The following is a 20,714-nucleotide window of genomic DNA, read 5'->3' as shown; positions in this document are numbered from 1 at the left end:
CGCACTCGACCAACGCCGGCCGGCGCGCGCGGGTTCCCTCGTATTCTGTGCGCACGTCCCGCCGACGACGCCGACGACGCACCCCGACCACCCCGCTGCCGACCGGAGCCCGCCATGCGCCCTGCCCGTTGGACCGTCCTGACCGCCGTCGTCACCGCCCTGGCGCTCACGGCCTGTGCGCCCGTCGACGAGGAGGCCTCCGCCGACGCGACGGCGTCCGACGGCGGGCTCGCGACGGTCACGGAGGGCGTGCTGACGATCGCCACGTCCGACCCCGCGTACGAGCCGTGGGTCGTCGGCGGGGACCCCGCGAACGGCGAGGGCTTCGAGTCCGCGGTGGCGTACGCCGTCGCCGAGGAGCTCGGGTTCTCCGCCGACCAGGTCGAGTGGACCGTGGCGAGCTTCGACCAGATCATCGCCCCCGGCGCGAAGGACTTCGACTTCGCCGTCAACCAGGTGTCCATCAGCGACGAGCGCCGCGCGAACCTCGACTTCTCCTCGCCGTACTACGAGACGACACAGGCCGTCGTGACGCTCGAGGGGTCGCCCGCGGCCGACGCGACGAGCCTGGCGGACCTGCAGGGGCTGCGGATCGGGGCGATGGTCGGCACGACGAGCCTCACGGCCGCGCAAAAGTCGATCGCGCCGACCAGCCCGGTGTCGCCGTTCAACGACAACGACCAGGTCAAGCAGGCGCTGACGTCGGGCCTCGTCGACGCGATCGTCGTGGACCTGCCCACCGCGCTGTACATCACCGCGGCCGAGCTGGACGGCGGCGTGCTCGTCGGGCAGCTCCCCGACAGCGCGGGCGGTGACGAGTTCGGCCTCGTGCTCGACCTCGGCAGCCCGCTCACGGACGACGTGACCGCCGCGGTCGACGCGCTGCGCGAGGACGGCACGCTCGCCGAGCTCGAGGCGCAGTGGCTCACGGACGCCGCGGGCGCGCCCGTCCTGAAGTGACGAGCAGCCCGGCGGCGGCGCCCGCACGCAGCGGCTGGACGCCGTCGGAGCACCAGCGCGCCCGGGACGCCTACCGGCGGTCCCGGGCGCGCCGCTCGACGGCCGTCGCGGTCGTCTCGACCGTCGCGCTGACGGCCGTCGCGGTGCTCGGGCTCGTGTCGTCCCCGGGCTGGCCACGCGTGCGCGCGTCGTTCTTCGACGCCGACGTGGCGCGGGCGGCGCTGCCCGCGGTGCTCGAGGGCCTGTGGCTCAACGTGCGCGTCATGGCGGTCAGCGCCGTGCTCATCGTGGTCGTCGCGCTCGCGCTCGCGCTGGCCCGCACGCTGCGCGGCCCGGTGTTCTTCCCGCTGCGTGCGTTCGCCACCGGGTACGTCGACGTGTTCCGCGGCCTGCCGCTCATCCTCGTGCTGCTGCTCGTCGGCTTCGGCCTGCCGGGGCTGCGGCTGCAGGGCATCCCGACGTCGGCGGTGCTGCTCGGCGGGCTGGCGCTGGTCCTCACCTACTCGGCGTACGTGGCCGAGGTGTTCCGCGCCGGCATCGAGTCGGTGCACCCGTCCCAGGTCGCCGCGGCACGGTCCCTGGGCCTGACCCGCGGGCAGGCGATGCGGCACGTCGTCCTGCCGCAGGCCGTGCGCCGCGTCGTGCCGCCCCTGCTCAACGACCTCGTCGCGCTGTCCAAGGACTCGGGCCTCATCTCGATCCTCGGCGCGATCGACGCGGTGCGGGCCGCGCAGATCGAGACCGCGCGCTACGCCAACTTCACGCCCTACGTCGTCGCGGGCGTGCTGTTCGTGATCCTCACCATCCCCCTCACGCGGTTCACCGACGCGCTCGCCCGCCGGTCCGGCTGGCTGGGCGCGCAGGGCGCGCTGGCGGGCGGCGGGGCGCTGCGATGACCGCCACCGGGCACCCGCCGGCGGCCGGCGCCCCGCTGCTGCGGGTCCGCGGGCTGCGCAAGTCGTTCGGCGGGCACGTCGTCCTCGACGACCTGTCGCTCGACGTCGACGCCCACCGCGTCGTCGTGCTCATCGGCGCGTCGGGCTCCGGCAAGTCCACGCTGCTGCGGTGCGTCGACCTGCTGGAGGACGTCGACGACGGCGTCATCGAGCTCGAGGGGCAGGACATCACCGACCCGCGCCTCGACGCCAACGCCGTGCGCGCGCGCATCGGCATGGTGTTCCAGTCGTACAACCTCTTCCCGCACCTGCGCGTGCTCGACAACGTGACGCTCGCGCCCCGGCTCGTGCACCGCACGTCCCGTGCGCAGGCCGAGGCGGACGCGCTCGCCGTCCTCGACCGCGTCGGGCTCGCCGACAAGGCGCGCGCCTTCCCCGACGAGCTGTCGGGCGGCCAGCAGCAGCGCGTCGCCATCGCGCGGGCCCTCGTCGGCCGGCCGGCCGTGATGCTCCTCGACGAGGTCACGAGCGCGCTCGACCCGGAGCTGGTCGGCGAGGTCCTCGACCTGCTCGTCGAGCTCAAGGACACGGGCCTGACGATGGTCGTCGCGACGCACGAGATGGGGTTCGCGCGCGAGGTCGCCGACGAGGTCTGCTTCCTGCACGCCGGGCGCGTGCACGAGCGCGGGCCCGCGGCGCAGGTCCTGGGCGACCCGCAGCAGGAGCGGACCCGGGAGTTCCTGCGGCGGCTGCACGCCTGACCCCGCGGTCCGCACGCGACGAGGCCCGGCCCCCTGCGCGGGGTGCCGGGCCTCGTGGCGTCGTGCGGTCAGGCGGTCGGCAGCTCGCGGCCGAGCGAGATCGCGACCATGTCCTCGCGCGGGACGACCTTGACGCGCTCGCGGCCGTGCGGCTCGCCGAGCGACCTCTCCCACGCGTCGAGCAGCTCCCAGCCGGTCCACGTGATGACGTCGACCCCGCGGCCCGCGAGGAACTCGTCGACCGCCTGCGGGTCGCGGTCGGTCGCCGTGTAGAACGCCTCGCCCGCGGCCGCGACGTCCTCGCCCAGGTGGCGGATCGTCTCGGACGCGTCGGACTTGGTGTGGCCGATGAGGCCGACCGGGCCCCGCTTGATCCAGCCGGTCGCGTAGACACCGGGCAGGTGGTCGCCGTCGACGTCGACGACGCGGCCCTCGCGGTTGGGGATGACCCCGGCGACGTCGTCGAACGGGATGTCGACGAGCGGGGAGCCGAAGTAGCCGACCGCGCGGTAGACGGCCTGCACGGGCCAGTCGTGGGTCTGCCCGGTGCCGGTGACGTTCCCGTCGCCGTTGAGCGCGGTGCGCTCGGTGCGGATGCCGACGACCTTGCCGTCCTCGCCGAGGACCTCGACCGGCTTGTGCAGGAAGTGCAGGTGGATGCGGCGGCTCGCGGTGAGCTCCTCGGGCTCCTTGAGCGTCCAGTCCGTGAGCGTCTTGACGACCTGCTTGGTCTGGTTCGAGGAGTGGATCGCGGCCATCGAGCCCTCGTCGAACTCGAAGTCCTCGGGGTAGACGATGACGTCGACGTCCGGCACGTGGCCGAGCTCGCGCAGCTCCAGCGGGGAGAACTTGACCTGGGCCGGGCCGCGGCGGGCGAACACGTGCACGTCCGTGACCGGGGAGGCCTTGAGGATGTCGTAGACGTTGGCCGGGACCTCGGTGGGCAGCAGGTCGTCGGCGTGCTTGGCCAGGATGCGCGCGACGTCGAGCGCGACGTTGCCCGCGCCGATGACGGCGACCTGCTGGTGCTCGAGCGGCCACGTGCGCGGCACGTCGGGGTGCCCGTCGTACCAGGACACGAAGTCCGCGGCGCCGTAGGAGCCGTCGAGGTCGATGCCCGGGATCGGCAGCGCCGCGTCGCGGATGGAGCCCGTGGAGAAGATCACCGCGTCGTAGAACTGGCGCAGGTCGTCGAGCTTGAGGTCCGTGCCGTAGTCGACGTTCGCGAGCAGCCGGATGTCGCCGCGCTCGAGCACCTTGTGCAGCGCGACGATGATCTGCTTGATCCGCGGGTGGTCCGGCGCGACGCCGTAGCGCACGAGACCGAACGGCGCGGGCAGGCGCTCGAACAGGTCGATGCTGACGTCGAGGTCCGTCTTCGACAGGATGTCGGCGGCGTAGATGCCGGCGGGGCCGGCGCCGACGACGGCGACACGCAGGGTCGGGGTGCTCACGGGACGGTTCGCCTTCCGATCGGGGAGCGGTCGTCCGCGCCACGGACGGATGATCCGGGTGCTGGACGTTCCGGGACGCAGCGGGCATGCCGACGCGGCCGTGCGGCGACAAGTCTAGGTCCGGAGGTGAGGGTCGCCTCACCCGTTCCACGATCCGGACGAGGTGTCCGCGATGCAAGACGGGCGTCCGGATCGACCCACGGGCCCGCGCCCGTACGCTCGCCTGGTGCCGCGCACCCCCGCCCCCGCACCCGCCACCACCGCCCGCGGCGGGCTCGCCGCAGGCGTCGCCGCCTACGCGCTCTGGGGCGTCCTGCCCCTGTACTTCCCGCTGCTCGAGCCTGCGGGCGCGGTCGAGATCATCGCCCACCGCGTCGTGTGGTCGCTGCTGTTCTGCCTGCTGCTGCTCCTCGCGACGCGCACGTGGCCCGCCTTCGTCTCCGCCCTGCGCGACCGCCGGACCCTCGGACTGCTCGCGCTCGCGGCCGTCCTGCTGGCCGTGAACTGGCTCGTCTTCGTGTTCGGCGTGCTGACCGACCGTGTCGTCGACGCCGCGCTCGGCTACTTCATCAACCCGCTCGTCACGGTCGGCCTCGCCGTGCTCGTGCTGCGCGAGCGGCTCCGACCCCTGCAGTGGGTGGCCCTCGGTGCCGGCGCGGCCGCCGTCGTCGTCATCACCGCGGGGTACGGGCAGCTGCCCTGGATCGCGCTGACGCTCGCCGCGTCCTTCGGGTGCTACGGGCTCATCAAGAACCGCGTGGGACGCAGCGTCGGCGCCGTCCCCGGCCTGGCCGCCGAGACGCTCGTCCTCGCGCCGCTCGCGCTCGGCTACCTCGTGACGCTCGCCGCCACCGGCACCGGCTCGTTCGCGGCGCACGGCGGATGGCACGCCGTCGCGCTCGCGACGTCCGGCGTCGTGACCGCCGTCGCGCTCGCGACGTCCGGCGTCGTGACCGCCGTCCCGCTGCTCCTGTTCAACACCGCCGCGCGCCGCATGCCGCTCAGCCTGCTCGGGCTGCTGCAGTACCTCGCGCCCGTGCTCCAGCTCCTCATCGGCGTCGTCGTGCTGGGCGAGCGCATGCCCGTCGCCCGCTGGTGGGGGTTCGGCCTCGTGTGGCTCGCGCTCGTCCTGCTCGGCGTCGACGGCGTCCGGAACCGGCTGCGGGTCCGCGCGGCACGCTGACCACCCCCGGCCGGCCGCGGTCGGCGCCGCCCGGGCGGGCGCGCAGCAGGGGCCACCCCGGGGCGGCAGGGGTCAGCGCCGCCGACGACGGCCGACGAGCTGCGCCGCCAGGGCGACGAGGACCAGTCCGGTGCCCCCCGCCCACACCCACCACGCCGCCGCGGGCCGGACCGCGTCCAGCGGGTCCGCGCTCACGGACGTGTCCAGCACCTGCGCGGGCCGCTCGGGCGTCGCCGGGCGCTCGTGCACCGGGCTGTCCGGCCCGGGTGCGGCACCGTCGTCCACGAACAGCAGGGCCTGGTCCGCGCGCACGACACCCCAGCCGACGAGGTCGTCCCGCTCCCCCGGCACGAGCCGCGAGGCCGTCACCATGAGGCGGTGCGCCCACTGCGCGGGCGACTCGTCCGGGTACCGCTGCGCGACGAGCGCCGCCGCCGCGCTGACGTAGGCCGTCGCGAAGCTCGCCGAGACGTTCTCCCCGCCCAGCAGGCAGTCGCCGTCGGCGTGGTACGTCGTCAGCACCTCGGTGCCCGGCGCCGCGACGTCGACGTGCGCCCCGTGGATCGAGTCCGCCGCGGGCGCCCCCGACGCGTCGACCGCGGCGACGCCCAGCACGCCCGGGTACGCCGCGGGGTACCGCAGGCCGTCCGTCTCGTCGGAGCTCGTCGCCCGGTTGCCCGCCGACGCCACGACGAGCGCGCCGGCGGCCGTCGCGCGCTCGACCGCCGCACGCAGCTCCGGGTGGTCCACCGGGGTGCTCATCGAGACGTTGAGCACGCGCGCCCCGCGCGCGACCGCGGCGTCGATCCCCGCCGCCAGGCGCGGCACGTCGGGGCCGGTGCCCTCGCGGCGGTGCTCCTCGGTCGCGCCGTAGTACACCCGCACCGGCAGGATCTCGGCGTCGGGCGCGAGCCCCACGACGCCGGAGCCCGTGATCTCGCGGGCCGCGATCTGGCCCGCGACCGCCGTGCCGTGGCCGTCCGGGTCCGTGCGTCCCGTGGTCTCGACGTCGACGCCGACCAGGTCGATGCCGCTCACCACGGCCGACGTCAGGTGCTCGTTGCGCGTGTCGACGCCCGAGTCGAGGACGGCGACGAGCACGCCCTCGCCGGTCGCCATGGTCCACGCCTCCTGCGCCCCGAGCGTCGCGAGCGCGGGCGGCGTCTGCGTCGAGAGCTGCCGCCGGCCGGGTTCGCACTGCTGGGCGGCGGCGGAGGCCGGTGCGGCGCCGACCGTGGCGAGCGCCACGACGCCCGGCGCGAGGCCGAGCGCGCCTGCCACGACCAGCGCCGCGAACCGCCGCGGCGACGCCGTCACGACGACGCCGACGCGGCACGGACCTCGCGCTGCGCCGCCTCGACGGTCAGGGCCGGGCCCGTCGGCAGCAGGCCGACCCACGCGGGTGCGACGCGGCGCACGTCCTCCGGCTTGTAGCCCAGGCGCGCCAGCACCTCGGCATCCGCACCGGGCAGCGCGAACGCCGTCCCCGTCTCGTCCACGAACCACGTCTCGCCCGCCGCGCCGTCCGCACCGGCGCCCCGCACGAGCGCACCGCCGCCCGGCTCGACCAGGACACCACCCTCGTCGACCGTCGGCGCCCCGACGAACGACACCGCGCCGGCCGGGTCGAGCACGACGCACGGCGCCTCGCCGTCGGCGAGCATCGGCGGGACCTCCGCGGGCCAGTCCGCGGCACCCGCGGGCTCCTCGGCGTTGAGCACCTCGGACAGGTCGGCCGCGGTGAGCGAACGCGGCTCGCCGACGTCCGCACCCGAGCCGAGCGCGTACAGGGCCGCGGCGAGCGGCGACAGGGTCGCGAGCCGGCCGTCCGCGTCGACCGCGTACAGCGCGTCCGCGACACCCGTGCCGCTGGTCTCGACGAGCGAGCCGACGACGAGGTCGAGCGGCAGCCCGGACGCCGCCGGGACGGGATCGCCCGCACCCTCGATCGTCAGGGGCGCGAGATCGGTGCCGGGGCGCAGGAGCGTCAGCCAGCCCGCGGGGACCTCGACGGGCTCCTGCTGGTCCAGACCGAGCGCACGCTCCACCGCGGGGACGTCGCCGAGCGGGATCTCGTACCGGGCGCCGCCCACGACGAGGTACTCGTCGCCCCCGGACGTCACGAGGACGCCGGGCGCGTCGGCCGGTGCGGCCGTCGGCGCGTCCAGGCCGCCGATCGTCACGGCGGTCGTCCCGTCCTGCGCGACGCACGCGCGCCACGCGTCGTCGACGAGCCGGTCCGGTGCGGGCAGCGAGTCCGGCGCACCGGGGATGCCGATCGTCGCACCGCGCGGGGCGTCCGCCACGTCGTCCGCCTTCGCCTCGACCACGTGGAACGCCGACGACGGGATCGCGAGCCGCGCGCTCGTCACGTTGAGCACCGGGTAGAGCGTCCCCTGGCTGCCGACGTACCGCGTGCCGGACTGCTTGACGACGACCAGGGAGCCGTCGTCCCAGCCCGAGGGAAGCACGGGCCGCAGGATGCCCCATGCGATGCTGCCGAGCAGCACGAGGACCGTGAGCAGCACGCCCGCGGCGACGCCGCGCATGGGCTTGGCGGGATCGAGCTCGCGGCCCTGCGGGGCGCCCGACGTGAACGCCGTGAGGAGCCGCCGACGGCTGAAGGACTGCGCCTCGACCAGGTCGCGCTTGGATGCCATGCCGCGCGCCTCAGACGAGCCCGGCGGCGGTGACGCCGAGCGGGAGCAGGGCGGCGAGGCAGGCGATCTCGGCGGCGTCGCCGACGCGTGCGAGGCCCACCCGCCGGCGCGGCGCGACCAGGCCGAGCCCGACGACGAGGAGCGCGGCGCCGCCGCACGCCGCGACGAGCACCGGCCGCCACGTCGGGTGCGCGAGCGCCGCGGCGACCACGGCGGCCCCGAGCGACAGCAGGCCCGACGCGACGACCACGAGCACGTCGGCGCGCGAGTACGACTGCCGGGTGCTCAGCAGCACGCCGCCCGCGGCGACGACCAGCAGGACCGTGCCGAGCACCCCGCCCTGCACGACGGCGGGCGTCGCGAGCAGCGTGAGCACGCCGACCGCGATGCGCAGCGCGACCTGCGTGCGGTGCGCGCGCTCGAGCTGCCGGCGCACCTGCTCCGGGTCGACGGGCGGCGGGTCGAGCAGGATCTCCGCGTCGGAGCGCGGCGAGACGACGCGCAGCGGGGTGCTCGACAGCGCGAGCCACGGCAGCCCGATGCTCGCCGTGACGACGACGGCGACGACCATCGCGAGCACGTGGGAGGCGTCGGCGCCGGACAGCGCGACCCCGGCACCGCCGGCGGCGACCGCCAGTCCGAGCACGACCGGCCCGGCCGCGAGCTCGCGCCGGTCCACGAGCGCGGGGATGCCGAGCAGCCCCGTGACCGCCGCACCGACCCCCGCGGCGACCGCGGGCCAGCCCCACGACGGCGCCGCCGTCCCGAGCGTCAGCCCCGCCACGGCACCGAGCACCGACGCGGCGGGCACGAGGATGCGCGCGGCACCCGGCTCGTGGCCGACGCGCGCGACGACCGCGCCCGCGGCCAGCAGCAGGACGGCACCGGCGGCGGCGACGGCGGGCGGCATGACCGACGCGCGGTCCGCGCCGAGGAGCAGCGCGGCGGCGACGAGCGCGAGCGCGACCGCCGCCCAGGCGGCCCCGAGCGCCGTGTCCCGCGGCGTCCACGGCTCGTACTGGTCCTCGACCGCGTCGGCGACCGCCTCGACGACGTCGTCGTACACGCGCACCTCACGGCGCTGCGCACCGACCTCGAGGGTCAGCAGCGCGCCGTCCTCGACGCCCTCGGCGATGAGGCTGCGGGAGGAGTCGATCGCGCGGCCGTCGGCGCGCACCAGCCGGTACCCGCCGTACACCGTGGACGCGTCGAGCACGCCGAGCGCGCGGGCGAGGCCCGGCACGATCTCGGCGGTCGCGACGGTGCCCGGCACGCCCAGGTCGACCCGGCGGTCGTCGGCCGTGACCGAGACGCGCAGCAGCGTCCCGGCCGGGCTCGTGGTCAGCTCGGTCATCGCGGTCTCGACGTCCTTCCGCGGTTCGGGCGCTCGGGCGCGTGGGCGCCCGGGTCGGTCGGGGTGGCGCGCAGGGCGGTCGGGCCCTCGGGGGCTCCGCGCGTGACCGCCGTCGTCGCGCTTGGGCGGTGGCCGGTCATGCGGGGGGCACCTCCTGCACCGTGAACGCGCGCCCGCCGATGCGCACGGTCGAGCCGCTCGGCACCGTCACCGCCTGCTCGGCGGTGACGGTCACGGCCTGGCCGGACGGGAGCACGAGCACCGTGCCGTTGCCGGAGCCCGCGTCGCGGACCCAGAAGCCGGTGCGGGCGACGCCGAAGACGGCGTGCGTGCGCGACAGGGACCGCTCCGGGTCCTCGATCGCGATCAGGTGGTCGTGCCGCTCGCCCTCGCGCACCTGGGGGGCACGGCCGACGAGCCCCTGGCCGTGCACGGTCCAGACGTCGCCCGTGTCGAGCGTGAGCAGGTAGCGCGACGGGACGGGGCGCGGAGCCGGTGCGGTCGGCTGCGGGACGGCCGGGGCGGCGGTGCCCGCGGGGGACGCCGAAGCCGGGCGCGGTCGCGGCGGCGCGGTCTGCTGCACGGAGCCGTGGGGCGCGGCCGGGTCGGCGGCGGCGTGCTCCGGCATGCGCCGGACGTCGACGACGACCGCGCGACCGGCGCGGTCGTGCCAGCCCTGCCGGCGCGGCGAGGAGTCCGCGGCCACCGAGCCCACGACGACCCACTGGCCCAGCCCGGCGACGAGGTGACCGGCGGCGAGCACGAGCGCCCGCAGCCCGGCCCGGCCGGCACCGAGCGCGTACGGCGACTCGACGCGGGCGGCGCGCAGCCCGAGCGCGAGGTTGCCCAGGGTGCGCCCGGTCCGGGCCTCCCACACGACGAGCCCGACGACGACCTCGGCGGCGAGCAGCCCCGCGAGCGCCGGACGTCCCGTGAGCAGCAGGGTCGCGACCCCGACGACGCTCACGGCCGCCGCGTCCACGAGGTAGGCGCCGAGGCGCGCGCCCACCGTCGCCGCCGGGGCGTCGCCGAACGACGGCCCGAGCCCGACCGCGGCGCGTGCGCCGGTCCGGGCCCGCGCGGGCGCGACGGGCTGTGCCTGGATGACGTGCACCTCGGGCTCGACCACGGCGGTCGCCGCGCGCTGCGCCCGACGGGTCGGTGCGGCACCCGGCTGCGGGGCGGCCGGCGCCGGGGGCTGCGGCGGGGCCGCCCAGCGGGGAGCACCGACCTGGGCGGGCGGCGCGGGCGGCACGGGCGGCACGGGCTGCGCGGGGGCCGGCGGGCCTGGCACCGGACCCGCCGCCAGGGGCGTGCCGCACCCCGTGCAGAACCGTGCGCCGACGCGCGTCGGGCGGCCGCACGCCGGGCAGGCGGTCATCCCTGCGTCCGTGCTCATGCGTCCTCCTGCCGGGTGCGGTGTGCGTCGTCGGTCGCCGCGCGCGGCGGCGTGGGGCGGGCCGGCCTCATCCCGACGCCAGCGCCCGGACCACGTCCACGGCGCCACCCGCGACGGCGGCCGCGGGCAGGACGAGGACCGTCGCGAGCCCCTCGAGCCCGTCGACGGTGCGCGACAACGCGACGGACGACCAGCCGCGCCCGAGCGGCAGCGCGAGGACGGCGACCGTCAGCGCCACCAGCACGAGCCCGAGCGCGAGCACCGTGCCGTCGACGCCGTGCCGGCCGAGCAGGAGCGTCTCCAGCAGCAGCACCGCGGCCGCGACGCGCGGCACGACGCGCGCGACGTCGCCGCGGGACGACCGCGGCTGGGCGAGGAACGCGAACGCGGCCGCGAGGCCGAGGACGAGCCCGCCCCACGCGGCCATCGACCCGACGGGCGCGGCGACGAGCACCACGGGCAGCAGCAGCGGCGGTACGGCGGAGACGAGGAGCACCGCGGTGTCCTTGCGCCGCTCGGCGTGCCCGACGGCGCTCGCCACCTGCGCCGTCGCGACACGGCCGAGTGCCCGGGGGCGCGGCGAGCGCACCGACGGCGCCGTGCGCGACACGTGCGCGAGGTCGACGAGCTGGTCGTCGGGGACCGCGAGCGAGAGGCGGGGCAGCGCGCGCAGCACGAGCGGCCCCGCCCCGACGAGGGCGGCCGCGCCGACGACGGCGGGGACGGCCGCGAGCAGCGTCGCGGACTGCACCACGGCGGCGGTCGCGACGACGGCGAGCAGCACCACCGCGTCGTCCTCCCCCGCCCGCGCGGCGCGCGTCACGAGCACGCGCACACCACCGACCAGCGCGGCCAGCACGAGCGCGACCGTGACGGCCAGCCGGCGTCCCGGCCCGTCCACGGGAGCGACCCCCACGGCACCGGCCAACGCCGCGAGCGCGAGCGCGGCCACCGTCCCGGCGGTCGTCGCCGGCACCCGGGCGAGCGCGACCCCGAGCGCGGTGGCCGCCAGGACGGCGGCGGCGGGCAGCGCGAGGGCGCCGGGGCGAGGGCCTCCCGGCAGCAGGACGACCGCCACGAGGGCGGCCGCGAGGAGGGCGACGACGGCGAGCAGACCGGCCTGCGGCGGCGGGCGCCGTGTGGCGACGTCCGGGCGGCGGGCGGCCCACAGCCCCGCGCGCGACGCCGGTGCGGCACCCACCCGGACGACGTGCACGAGCGAGCCGTCGGACACCTGTGCGCCCGCGGCGCGGGACAGGTCGAGCCGCGTCCCGGCCGAGTCGAGGACGACGACACCCGGGTCGTCGACGGGCACGAGCGCCGAGCGCAGCGCGTCGCCGAGCACCACGTCGGACCGCAGCGCGACGTCCCGGCGCTCCGTCCCGAGGTCCAGCCCGAGCCGGACGTGGGAGCCGGCCCGGACGGGGGGCTCGTGGGTGACGTCGGTCGCGCTCACGCTCCCCCCTCTCCTCGTGCGGTGCCACGCCCACGGCAGCCGTGGACGCGCGACATGGTACGTGGAGCCCCCGCGGCCCGAGCGGCGTCCCGCCCCACGGACGGCGCGCCACGCCGGGTGGCGCGGCGAGATGCACCCGATCGGCGCGCTCCCGCACCGGTTCGCCGCACCCCGGCACTCGCCCGATCAGGTCGGATGTGGACGCGGATCGACGCGAACCGGACATCGCCCGCTATCGTTGCCTGCGGTCACTGGGGCCAGCGTCCGGCACTGCCGTGACGTGCGAGATCGGCGCGGTGCGCCGGAAAGGGGAGGTGGTCATGGCTGCTGAGGTCTCCGCTGCCGATGGCGCTCTCAAGCAGGGGGCGGACGCGGTCTCGCGGTCGCGTGCCGAGCTGCAGCGCGAGCTGTCCTCGCTCGAGGGCAAGCTCGCCGGGATCGGGTCGCACTGGCAGGGCCAGGGTGCGGTCGCGTTCAACGCGCTCATGACGCGCTGGCGCGAGGACGCCACCAAGATCGTCTCGGCGCTCAACGAGTTCGAGCAGAACCTGCTGTCGTCGCAGTCGTCCTACACGGCGTCCGACGACGCGCAGCAGTCCACGTTCAGCCGACTGCAGGGCCGCCTGGGCTGACGCCCGGCCGATCAGACGAAGGAGCGACCCCATGAGCGACCTCAAGGTCAACTTCGGTGGCCTGGCCACCGCGGCCGCCGACATCCAGTCCGGCGCCAACCAGATCGAGTCCCGCCTGAACGACCTGGACTCGTCCCTCCAGCCGCTGCGCGCGAACTGGTCCGGCGAGGCCTCGGCCTCCTACGAGGCCGCCAAGGCCAAGTGGACCGCCGCGATCACGGACATGAAGGCCCTGCTGGCCGACGTCGGCCGCGCGGTCGCCACGTCCGGCGAGGAGTACCAGTCCACCGAGAAGGCCAACGCCGCCCGCTGGTGAACCACCCGGCGCCGCACCCACCTGACCGGGTGGGTGCGGCGCTGTCCGCACCACCACCCCCCGCGCGTCGGCAGGTGCCGCGCTCGGAGACGCAGGAAAGGACCACCCACGTGGCAGGGGACGTCGAGCTCGACCTCGAGGTGCTGCGCAACCGGCTCGACCGGCTGCTGAGCCTCCACGACAACGTGACGACGCTCGCGGGCGCGCTCCAGGACATGCGCTCCCGGCAGACCCGCGCCGTGTGGTCCGCCGCGCCCGACGCGCAGAGCTTCATGAACGCCTTCCGGTTCCGGATCGGGGAGTACAAGGACTCGCTCGACTCCGTGCGTCTTCTCATCGGCGAGTACAAGGACGCGCTCGTCGAGAGCGCCACGGCGCTCCAGCTCCAGGACGAGGCGGTCCAGGAGCGGCTGCGTCGGCTGACCGAGCGGCTCGACGCGCCCTCGACGACGGTGCCGCTGTGCACGCCCGAGAACCCGAGCGGCTCCTCGACGCCGTCCCCCAGCCCGACGCCGTCGCCCAGCCCGAGCCCGACCCCCAGCCCGACCCCGTCGCCGACCCCGAGCCCGGCACCGACGCCGCAGGTGTCGGCGGCCCCGGGTGGAGGCTCGTGGTGAGGCTCGCGTCTCGTGGTCGCACGGCGGGCGCGGCGGCCGTCGCGCTCGCGGTGCTCCTGGCGGTGCCCGCGACCTCCGCCGGCGCCGCCACCACCCCCGACGGCCGCTGGTACATCGACGCGATGCGGCTGCCCGAGATCCACCAGGTCACGCGCGGAGAGGGCGTGCAGATCGCCGTCATCGACACCGCGGTCAACCCCGCCGCCCCCGATCTCGTCGGCACCGACCTGCAGGTGCGCGAGCCGTCGTTCTGCGACCCCGTCGACGGCGTCGACGTGCCCGCAGCGACCACCGCCGTGGAGGCCGAGCACGGCACCGCGATGACCGCCCTCATCCTGGGCACCGACGCCGGCGCGGACGGCCAGCCCGGCATCCTCGGCGTCGCCCCCGACGCGACCGTGCGCTTCTACGCCACCAACGCCCACGGCACGCCGGGCGTCGACGACTGCCCGGGTCTCGGCGAGGACGCCGCGCTGGAGGAGGCGATCGACGACGGCGCGGACATCGTCAGCATGGCGTTCAGCTCCGCCGCGCTCATGCACGACGCGATCGCGCGGGCGCACCGTGAGGGCGTCATCCTCGTCGCGGCCGCCGGCAACGAGCCGGGCCAGGTCGACGCACCCGCGGCGTACAACGGGGTGCTCGCCGTGTCCGGGGCCGACAAGGTCGGCGCCCTCCTGCCCGGCCCGTCGGGTGCCCAGCTGGGGGTCGTCGCACCCGGCGGAGAGATCCGCGTGTACTACGGGCCGACGTGGCAGTACTCCGTCGCCAGCGGGTCGTCGACGGCGACCGCCCTCACCTCGGGCGCGATCGCCCTCGCGATGTCCCGGTGGCCGGACGCGACGCCGAACCAGATCCTGCAGTCCGTCGTGCGCAACACCGGTTCCCAGGCGCACGAGCTCGCGCACACCGACGACTACGGCTACGGCGTCCTCAACGTCGCCCGGATCGTCGAGACCGACCCGACCCAGTACGAGGACGTCAACCCGCTCATCGCGGAGGACACCGAGCTCGGCCCGGACGCCTCCGAGATCTTCGGCGAGGCGAGCGACGAACCCACGGCTGGTGGCGAGGGCGGCGCAACCGACACGCCGGCCGAGGACGCCTCGTCGGGTCTGGGCACGCTGGCCGTCGTCGGCCTCGGCGTGGTGGGCCTGCTGCTCGTCGTGGGCGTGGTCGTGCTCGTCGTCACCACTCGCCGTCGCGGCTCCCGCCAGGCCCCCGTCGCACCTCCGCCCGCCACCGGGCACTCGACCTTCGACGCCGTGAACCGAGGGGAACACCATGGGTAGATATTCGGACGAGCTCAAGACGACGCTCGACGCAGACCTCGGCAGCCTCGACGACGACGCGCGCCAGCTCGACCTGATCGGGCTCGCGTTCGACACGTTCTCGCAGTCGGTCCGGTCCATCTCGGACGACCTCGGGATGACGGGGACCGCCGCCGACAACGCGACCGCGAAGCTCCAGGAGCTCGCGTCCAACCTCGTCCGGCTCGCGGACACCTTCAGCAAGGCCAGCGCGAGCGCGGCGGACGCGCGCACGGCGATCACGACCGCCCGCGACGCCTACCGCGACCTGCCCGACGGTGCTCTGAGCGGCTGGGAGAAGGCGGGGATCATCGGTCTCGGGACCGTCACCCTGCCGGGCATCGGCACGGTCGCCGGCGCCGTCGCGGCGGAGCACATCTCCGACGAGCGTGAGGCGGAGCGCGAGGCGAAGGCGCGTCAGGCCCTGACGGCGATGAGCACCGCGATGTCGAGCGCGGTGTCGACACTCCCGACGCCCCCGTCCTTCGGCTCGGTCCCGCCGCCGCCCCCGCCGCCCCCACCCCCGGGACCCGTCCCGGGTCCCGGGCAGGGGATCGGGGACTACACCCGGCCCGACGGCGGGACCGGGCGCGGCCCTGGGGGTGGGACGAAGGAGCTGCAGATCGACACGGGCGGGCCCGTCGTCCAGATCGGCCAGCCCGTCCCGCAGCCGCCGCAGTTCGTCGTGGACCCCGTCCGGCCGGTGGACCCGGTCGTCGATCCGCCGGTCACCGTGTGGCCGGAGGACCCGGACGGCACCGACCTCACGCCCGACGGTCCCGTCACGGGAACCGTCCCCTCCGGTCCCACCACGGGCATCTCCCCCGGGTGGACCCCGGGTGGCGGCGGCGGTGCGGGCGGCGGGACCGGTTCCGGCGGCATCGGTTCCGGCGGGATCGGCGGCGGGCTGGCGGGCGGCATGCTCGTCGGCGGCGCCGCGCTCGGCGGTGCCGGTCTGAGCCGCCTCGGAGGGGCCGGCGTGCCCGTCCCCGGTGGTGGCATGGCCTCGGTCCTCGGCGCCGGCCCGGCCGGCGGCACGGGGAACGCGGGCGGTGCGCTCGGCGGTGCCCGCTCGGGTGCGGTCGGCGGTGTCGGCGGGTCCGCCGGCATCGGCGGTGCAGCCGGTGCGCGTGGCGGGATGGCCGGCAGCGGCCTCTCCGGCACGGGGTCGAGCCTGGTCTCCGGCTCCCCGGCGGGTGCCGGTGCCGGTGCGGCCGGTGGTGCGCGCCGTCCCTCCGGCGGCGGCATGATGCCGGGTGCCGGCGGCGCGGGGCGCAACGAGCAGTCCCGCCGTCGTCGCGGAGGCGGCCCTCTCGCCCCCGACATCGCCGTGTCCGACGCCGACGCCCCTCGTCTCGGCGCGGCTGGTCGCGCGGGTTCGCGCGACGCGGTCGTGGTCCGCAGCGACGACAGCGACGACGAGAGCTGGTGACCGTCCGCCGTCGGACGCACAGCACGACCCCACCGAGGGCCCGGCGCCGGTCGCCGGGCCCTCGGGCGTCCGCGGGGGATCCTTGTGCCCGGCGGGGCGTGGGCCGGACAGGTCGACATCCCGGGCACCGCCGCCGCGACCCGCGCCAGGACGTTACGGTGAGCGTCGCCGACCGCGCTGCCGACGCGACGACCCGTCGACCGCCGACCCGTCCCAGGAGCATGTCCCGATGACGATCGCCCCCACCCAGGGCCACACCCCTGCCCCGCCGACCGTCCCCGCGGGACAGGTCGTGCTGCAGCCGCCGCCGGAGATCCAGCCGTCGGACGGGGTGAGCGGGCTCCTCGCCAACGTCATCCCCATGCTCGGCTCGGTCGGGTCGATCGTGTTCGTGGCGGTCTCCCAGCCGGGCCCGCGCGGCATGATCGCGGCCGGCATGTTCCTCGTCGCGTCGCTCGGGTTCGTCGGCGTCAACGGCTGGCGGCAGCGGGCGCAGCACCAGGCAGCGGTCGTCGGCGCGCGGCGCGAGTACCTCGCGTACCTGGCCGACCTGCGCGGCACGGTCCGGCAGGTCGCGCGGGCGCAGCGCCGCCGCGCGGAGTGGAACGCGCCCGACCCGCGCGTGCTCGCCGCGGTCGCGGAGGAGCGGACGCGCGTCTGGGAGCGCGGGCCCGACCACGAGGAGTACCTGCGGGCACGGGTCGGCGTCGGCACCGAGCCGCTCGCGCTCGAGCTGGAGCCGCCGCAGACGCCGCCGCTCGCCCAGCTCGACCCCGTCGCGGCCTCCGCGGCGCACCGCTTCCTCGTCACGCACCGCATCCAGCGGGACATCCCGCTCTCGGTGGACCTGCGCTCGACGGCCCGGCTGCAGCTCGCCGGCTCGGAGGAGGAGTGCCAGGCCCTCGCCCGCGCGATCGTCGCGCAGCTCGCGACGTTCCACTCCCCCGACGACGTGCAGGTCGCCGTGCTCGCGTCCGACCGGGCGCTGCCCGAGTGGGACTGGGTCAAGTGGCTCCCGCACGCGCACTCCACGCGGCACAAGGACGCCGTGGGTGCGGCCCGGATGATCGGGACGACGCTCGCGGAGATCGAGGACCTGCTGCCCGAGGGGCTGCGCGAGCGTCCCCGGTTCGGCCCGGCGGTCGCCGGGTCGAACCCGCAGCCGCACCTCGTCGTCGTCGTGGACGGCGGGCAGGTGCCCGCGGGCAACGCGATCCTCACCGACGACGGCGTCATGGGCGTGACGGTGCTCGAGATCCCCGAGCGCTGGGACGACCTCGACGACATGGGCACGCTCCGGCTCCTCGTCGGGACGGCGGTCGAGCGCGACGGCGTGCGTCGTGCGCCCGTCGACGTGCTGCGCCTCGGGGCGGAGCCGTCGCGCCTCGACGCCGACCAGCTCTCCGTGGTCGACGCGGAGGCCGCGGCCCGGCGGCTGCTGCCCATGCACCTCGACTCGCACGACAGCGGCGACGAGGGACCGGCCGTGTCGTCGGAGCTCGTCGACCTGCTCGGCCTCGGCGACATCCGCGACCTCGACCTCGACGTCGCGTGGCGGCCGCGGCTCGCGCGCGACCGCCTGCGCGTGCCGATCGGGCTCACGCCCGGCGGCCAGCCCGTCGCGCTCGACATCAAGGAGTCCGCGCAGCAGGGCATGGGGCCCCACGGCCTCATCATCGGCGCCACGGGCTCCGGCAAGTCCGAGGTGCTGCGCACGCTGGTGCTCGCGCTCGCGCTCACGCACTCCTCGGAGGACCTGAACTTCGTCCTCGTCGACTTCAAGGGTGGCGCCACGTTCGCCGGGATGGCGGACATGCCGCACGTCTCCGCGATCATCACCAACCTCGGCGAGGAGCTCACGCTCGTCGACCGCATGCAGGACGCCCTGCAGGGCGAGATGGTGCGCCGTCAGGAGCTGCTGCGCTCAGCGGGCAACTTCGCGAACGTCGCCGACTACGAGAAGGCGCGCCGCGACGGTCGCACCGACCTCGCCCCGCTCCCCGCGCTGCTCATCGTCGCCGACGAGTTCTCCGAGCTGCTCACCGCCAAGCCGGAGTTCGTCGACCTGTTCGTCGCGATCGGACGGCTGGGCCGGTCGCTGCAGATGCACCTGCTGCTGTCCTCGCAGCGGCTCGAGGAGGGCCGCCTGCGCGGCCTGGAGTCCCACCTGTCGTACCGCATCGGTCTGCGCACGTTCTCCGCCGCCGAGTCGCGGACGGTGCTCGGCGTGCCCGACGCGTACGAGCTGCCGCCCGTGCCCGGTGTCGGCTACCTCAAGCCCGACCCGACGACCATGGTCCGGTTCCGCGCGTCGTACGTCTCCGGGCCGCCCAAGGGCCGCCGACGCTCCGTGTCCACCGCCGGCACGACGTCGGGCCGCGCGCGCATCGAGTCGTTCACCGCCGCTCCCGTGCTCAGCCCCGTGCGCGACGAGCAGCCCGTCGAGGTCGTCGAGACGGACGCCGAGGAGCGCGCCACCTTCGACATCGCGGTGCAGCGCATGAAGGGCCGCGGCCCGGCCGCGCACCAGGTCTGGCTGCCGCCGCTGATCGTCCCGTCGACGTACGACGAGCTCATGCCCGACCTGCAGGTCCACCCCGAGCTCGGGCTCGTCTCGCCCGCGTGGCGGGGCGCCGGGGCGCTCACCGTGCCGCTCGGCATCGTCGACCGGCCGCTCGAGCAGCGCCGCGAGAACCTCGTCGTGCAGCTGACCGGCGCCGCCGGGCACATGGCCGTCGTCGGCGGACCGCGCTCGGGCAAGAGCACGGTCCTGCGGTCGGTGCTCACGGGCCTGTCGCTCACGCACACCCCGCTCGAGGTGCAGTTCTACGTGCTCGACTTCGGTGGTGGCACGTTCGCGCCGCTCGCGCGCGCCCCGCACGTCGCGGGCGTCGCGACCCGGTCCGAGGCCGACGTGGTGCGTCGTGTCGTCGCGGAGGTCGAGGGCATCGTCGACGCGCGCGAGCGGTACTTCCGCGCGCAGGGCATCGACTCCGTCGAGACCTACCGCGCCCGCCGCGCGCAGGGCCTCGCCGACGACGGCTACGGCGACGTCTTCCTCGTCGTCGACGGGTGGAGCACCATCCGCGCGGAGTTCGACGAGCTCGAGGCGCGCCTGCAGACGCTCGCCGGTCGCGGCCTGACGTTCGGCGTGCACCTGCTCGTCGCCGCCGCCCGCTGGATGGACTTCCGCTCGCAGGTCAAGGACCTGTTCGGCACCCGCATCGAGCTGCGGCTCGGCGACACGGGCGACTCGGAGATCGACCGCAAGGTCGCCGCGAACGTGCCCAAGGGACGCCCCGGCCGCGGCCTCGTCGCGTCCAAGCACCACGTGCTCACCGCGCTCCCCCGCGTCGACGGCGACTCGTCGCCCGAGACGGTCGGCGACGGCGTCGCGCACCTCGTCCAGGTCCTCACGCAGTCCTGGACGGGCCGCCCCGGCCCGAAGCTGCGCCTCCTGCCGGAGCAGGTCACGCTCGACCAGGTGCGCGCCGCCAGCCCGGCCGACACGCGCCAGATCCTGCTCGGCGTCGACGAGGCCGCCCTCGCGCCCGTCGGCGTCGACCTGCGCGAGGAGGACCACCTCTACCTGTTCGGCGACGGCGGCTCGGGCAAGTCGGCCTTCCTGCGGTCCGTGGCCAGCGAGATCCAGCGCCTGCACACGCCGGCCGAGGCGCAGATCTTCGCCGTCGACCTGCGCCGCTCGCTGCTCGGGGAGATCCCGGCGGACTACCTCGCCGGGTACCTCACCACGCAGGAGCAGGCGACCTCCGAGCTGTCCGACCTCGCCGCGTACCTGCGGACCCGCCTGCCCGGGCCGGACGTCACGGCCCAGCAGCTCCGCACGCGCTCGTGGTGGTCCGGCGCCGAGGTGTACGTGCTCGTCGACGACTACGACCTCGTCGCGACCAGCATGGGCAACCCCGTCGCCGCGCTCGTCCCGCTGCTCGCGCAGGCCGGCGACGTCGGGCTGCACCTCGTCGTCGCACGCCGCACCGGTGGTGCCGGCCGCGCGCTGTACGAGCCCGTCCTGCAGTCGCTGCGCGACCTCGCGGCACCTGGCATCGTGCTGTCCGGCAGCCCGGACGAGGGCGCGCTCATCGGCGGCGCGAAGCCCGTGCCGTCCGTCCCCGGCCGCGCCCAGCTCGTCACGCGCGACCGTGGCCGGCAGGTGGTCCAGCTCGTCTGGAGCCCGCCGACCACCTGACGCCCGGGCACCGCGCGTCCGCCGCACGCGGGCGCGCGGTCGGGTCGGGCCGGCGGGAGCGCAGACGCGCACGGGTG

16 protein-coding genes are annotated in these 20,714 nt (G+C 76.1%); 10 read left to right on the top strand and 6 right to left on the bottom strand.

The window, feature by feature from the left end; all coding sequences use genetic code 11:
- Positions 1-114: 114 nt before the first annotated feature.
- From CELF_RS04850 to CELF_RS04840, 3 genes are read left to right on the top strand one after another with little or no spacing between them, the layout of a single operon-like run.
- Entirely contained in the window at positions 115-960 is an 846-nt protein-coding gene (locus CELF_RS04850) for an ABC transporter substrate-binding protein (RefSeq protein WP_013770131.1), read from the top strand.
- Positions 957-1,856, top strand: a complete 900-nt coding sequence (locus CELF_RS04845) for an amino acid ABC transporter permease (RefSeq protein WP_013770130.1) — start codon at positions 957-959, stop codon at positions 1,854-1,856. Before CELF_RS04850 ends, CELF_RS04845 begins: the two co-directional genes overlap by 4 nt.
- The gene (locus CELF_RS04840) at positions 1,853-2,617 is read left to right on the top strand and encodes an amino acid ABC transporter ATP-binding protein (RefSeq protein ID WP_013770129.1); all 765 of its coding nucleotides are present in this window, start codon (positions 1,853-1,855) and stop codon (positions 2,615-2,617) included. Before CELF_RS04845 ends, CELF_RS04840 begins: the two co-directional genes overlap by 4 nt.
- A gap of 68 nt (positions 2,618-2,685) precedes the next feature.
- Here the strand turns inward: CELF_RS04840 and CELF_RS04835 are convergent, their stop codons facing one another.
- Positions 2,686-4,071, bottom strand: coding sequence for an FAD-dependent oxidoreductase (locus CELF_RS04835; RefSeq protein ID WP_013770128.1), 1,386 nt, complete (start codon positions 4,069-4,071; stop codon positions 2,686-2,688).
- Positions 4,072-4,243: 172 nt separating this feature from the next.
- Here CELF_RS04835 and rarD point away from each other — a divergent pair, with 172 nt between their 5' ends.
- Entirely contained in the window at positions 4,244-5,254 is a 1,011-nt protein-coding gene (gene rarD, locus CELF_RS04830) for an EamA family transporter RarD (protein WP_013770127.1), read from the top strand.
- 72 nt (positions 5,255-5,326) lie between these two features.
- On the opposite strand, the gene CELF_RS04825 is transcribed toward rarD, so the two are convergent.
- From CELF_RS04825 to CELF_RS04805, 5 genes are all read right to left on the bottom strand, one after another.
- On the bottom strand, positions 5,327-6,571 hold the full coding sequence (locus tag CELF_RS04825; RefSeq protein WP_013770126.1) for a S8 family serine peptidase: 1,245 nt from the start codon (positions 6,569-6,571) through the stop codon (positions 5,327-5,329).
- Positions 6,568-7,914, bottom strand: coding sequence for a type VII secretion protein EccB (gene eccB, locus CELF_RS04820; protein WP_013770125.1), 1,347 nt, complete (start codon positions 7,912-7,914; stop codon positions 6,568-6,570). Before eccB ends, CELF_RS04825 begins: the two co-directional genes overlap by 4 nt.
- A gap of 10 nt (positions 7,915-7,924) precedes the next feature.
- Positions 7,925-9,268 (bottom strand): type VII secretion integral membrane protein EccD, encoded by a 1,344-nt coding sequence (gene eccD, locus CELF_RS04815; protein ID WP_013770124.1) that lies wholly within the window; start codon positions 9,266-9,268, stop codon positions 7,925-7,927.
- 136 nt (positions 9,269-9,404) lie between these two features.
- Positions 9,405-10,667: an RDD family protein gene (locus CELF_RS19405; protein ID WP_013770122.1), complete on the bottom strand. Its 1,263-nt coding sequence runs from the start codon at positions 10,665-10,667 to the stop codon at positions 9,405-9,407.
- A gap of 67 nt (positions 10,668-10,734) precedes the next feature.
- On the bottom strand, positions 10,735-12,123 hold the full coding sequence (locus CELF_RS04805; protein ID WP_013770121.1) for a hypothetical protein: 1,389 nt from the start codon (positions 12,121-12,123) through the stop codon (positions 10,735-10,737).
- Positions 12,124-12,443: 320 nt separating this feature from the next.
- On the opposite strand from CELF_RS04805, the gene CELF_RS04800 reads away from it, so the two are divergent.
- The 6 genes from CELF_RS04800 (at position 12,444) to CELF_RS04780 (ending at position 20,637) form a co-directional block, all read left to right on the top strand.
- Complete coding sequence (locus tag CELF_RS04800) at positions 12,444-12,755, top strand: WXG100 family type VII secretion target (protein WP_013770120.1); 312 nt, start codon at positions 12,444-12,446, stop codon at positions 12,753-12,755.
- A 31-nt stretch (positions 12,756-12,786) separates the two neighbouring features.
- Positions 12,787-13,071 (top strand): WXG100 family type VII secretion target, encoded by a 285-nt coding sequence (locus tag CELF_RS04795; protein WP_013770119.1) that lies wholly within the window; start codon positions 12,787-12,789, stop codon positions 13,069-13,071.
- A gap of 110 nt (positions 13,072-13,181) precedes the next feature.
- Positions 13,182-13,688, top strand: a complete 507-nt coding sequence (locus CELF_RS21125; protein WP_013770118.1) for a hypothetical protein — start codon at positions 13,182-13,184, stop codon at positions 13,686-13,688.
- Between the two features lie 122 nt (positions 13,689-13,810).
- Positions 13,811-14,980, top strand: a complete 1,170-nt coding sequence (locus tag CELF_RS04790; RefSeq protein WP_083835687.1) for a S8 family peptidase — start codon at positions 13,811-13,813, stop codon at positions 14,978-14,980.
- The gene (locus CELF_RS04785; RefSeq protein WP_013770116.1) at positions 14,973-16,430 is read left to right on the top strand and encodes a hypothetical protein; all 1,458 of its coding nucleotides are present in this window, start codon (positions 14,973-14,975) and stop codon (positions 16,428-16,430) included. Before CELF_RS04790 ends, CELF_RS04785 begins: the two co-directional genes overlap by 8 nt.
- Before the next feature lie 229 nt (positions 16,431-16,659).
- Entirely contained in the window at positions 16,660-20,637 is a 3,978-nt protein-coding gene (locus CELF_RS04780; protein WP_013770115.1) for a type VII secretion protein EccC, read from the top strand.
- Positions 20,638-20,714: the final 77 nt, after the last annotated feature.

This window comes from Cellulomonas fimi ATCC 484, from assembly GCF_000212695.1.
Classification (GTDB): Bacteria; Actinomycetota; Actinomycetes; order Actinomycetales; family Cellulomonadaceae; genus Cellulomonas; species Cellulomonas fimi.
Note: the sequence above shows the minus strand (reverse complement) of the source record. Positions and strands in the feature narration are given on the sequence as shown.

Excerpts from the sequence above, each read along its gene's own strand:
- CELF_RS04850 (WP_013770131.1), top strand. The coding sequence starts at position 115 with ATGCGCCCTGCCCGTTGGACCGTCCTGACCGCCGTCGTCACCGCCCTG.
- CELF_RS04840 (WP_013770129.1), top strand. The coding sequence starts at position 1,853 with ATGACCGCCACCGGGCACCCGCCGGCGGCCGGCGCCCCGCTGCTGCGG.
- rarD (WP_013770127.1), top strand. The coding sequence starts at position 4,244 with ATGCAAGACGGGCGTCCGGATCGACCCACGGGCCCGCGCCCGTACGCT.
- eccB (WP_013770125.1), bottom strand. The coding sequence starts at position 7,914 with ATGGCATCCAAGCGCGACCTGGTCGAGGCGCAGTCCTTCAGCCGTCGG.
- eccD (WP_013770124.1), bottom strand. The coding sequence starts at position 9,268 with ATGACCGAGCTGACCACGAGCCCGGCCGGGACGCTGCTGCGCGTCTCG.
- CELF_RS19405 (WP_013770122.1), bottom strand. The coding sequence starts at position 10,667 with ATGAGCACGGACGCAGGGATGACCGCCTGCCCGGCGTGCGGCCGCCCG.
- CELF_RS04800 (WP_013770120.1), top strand. The coding sequence starts at position 12,444 with ATGGCTGCTGAGGTCTCCGCTGCCGATGGCGCTCTCAAGCAGGGGGCG.
- CELF_RS04795 (WP_013770119.1), top strand. The coding sequence starts at position 12,787 with ATGAGCGACCTCAAGGTCAACTTCGGTGGCCTGGCCACCGCGGCCGCC.
- CELF_RS04790 (WP_083835687.1), top strand. The coding sequence starts at position 13,811 with ATGCGGCTGCCCGAGATCCACCAGGTCACGCGCGGAGAGGGCGTGCAG.
- CELF_RS04785 (WP_013770116.1), top strand. The coding sequence starts at position 14,973 with ATGGGTAGATATTCGGACGAGCTCAAGACGACGCTCGACGCAGACCTC.
- CELF_RS04780 (WP_013770115.1), top strand. The coding sequence starts at position 16,660 with ATGACGATCGCCCCCACCCAGGGCCACACCCCTGCCCCGCCGACCGTC.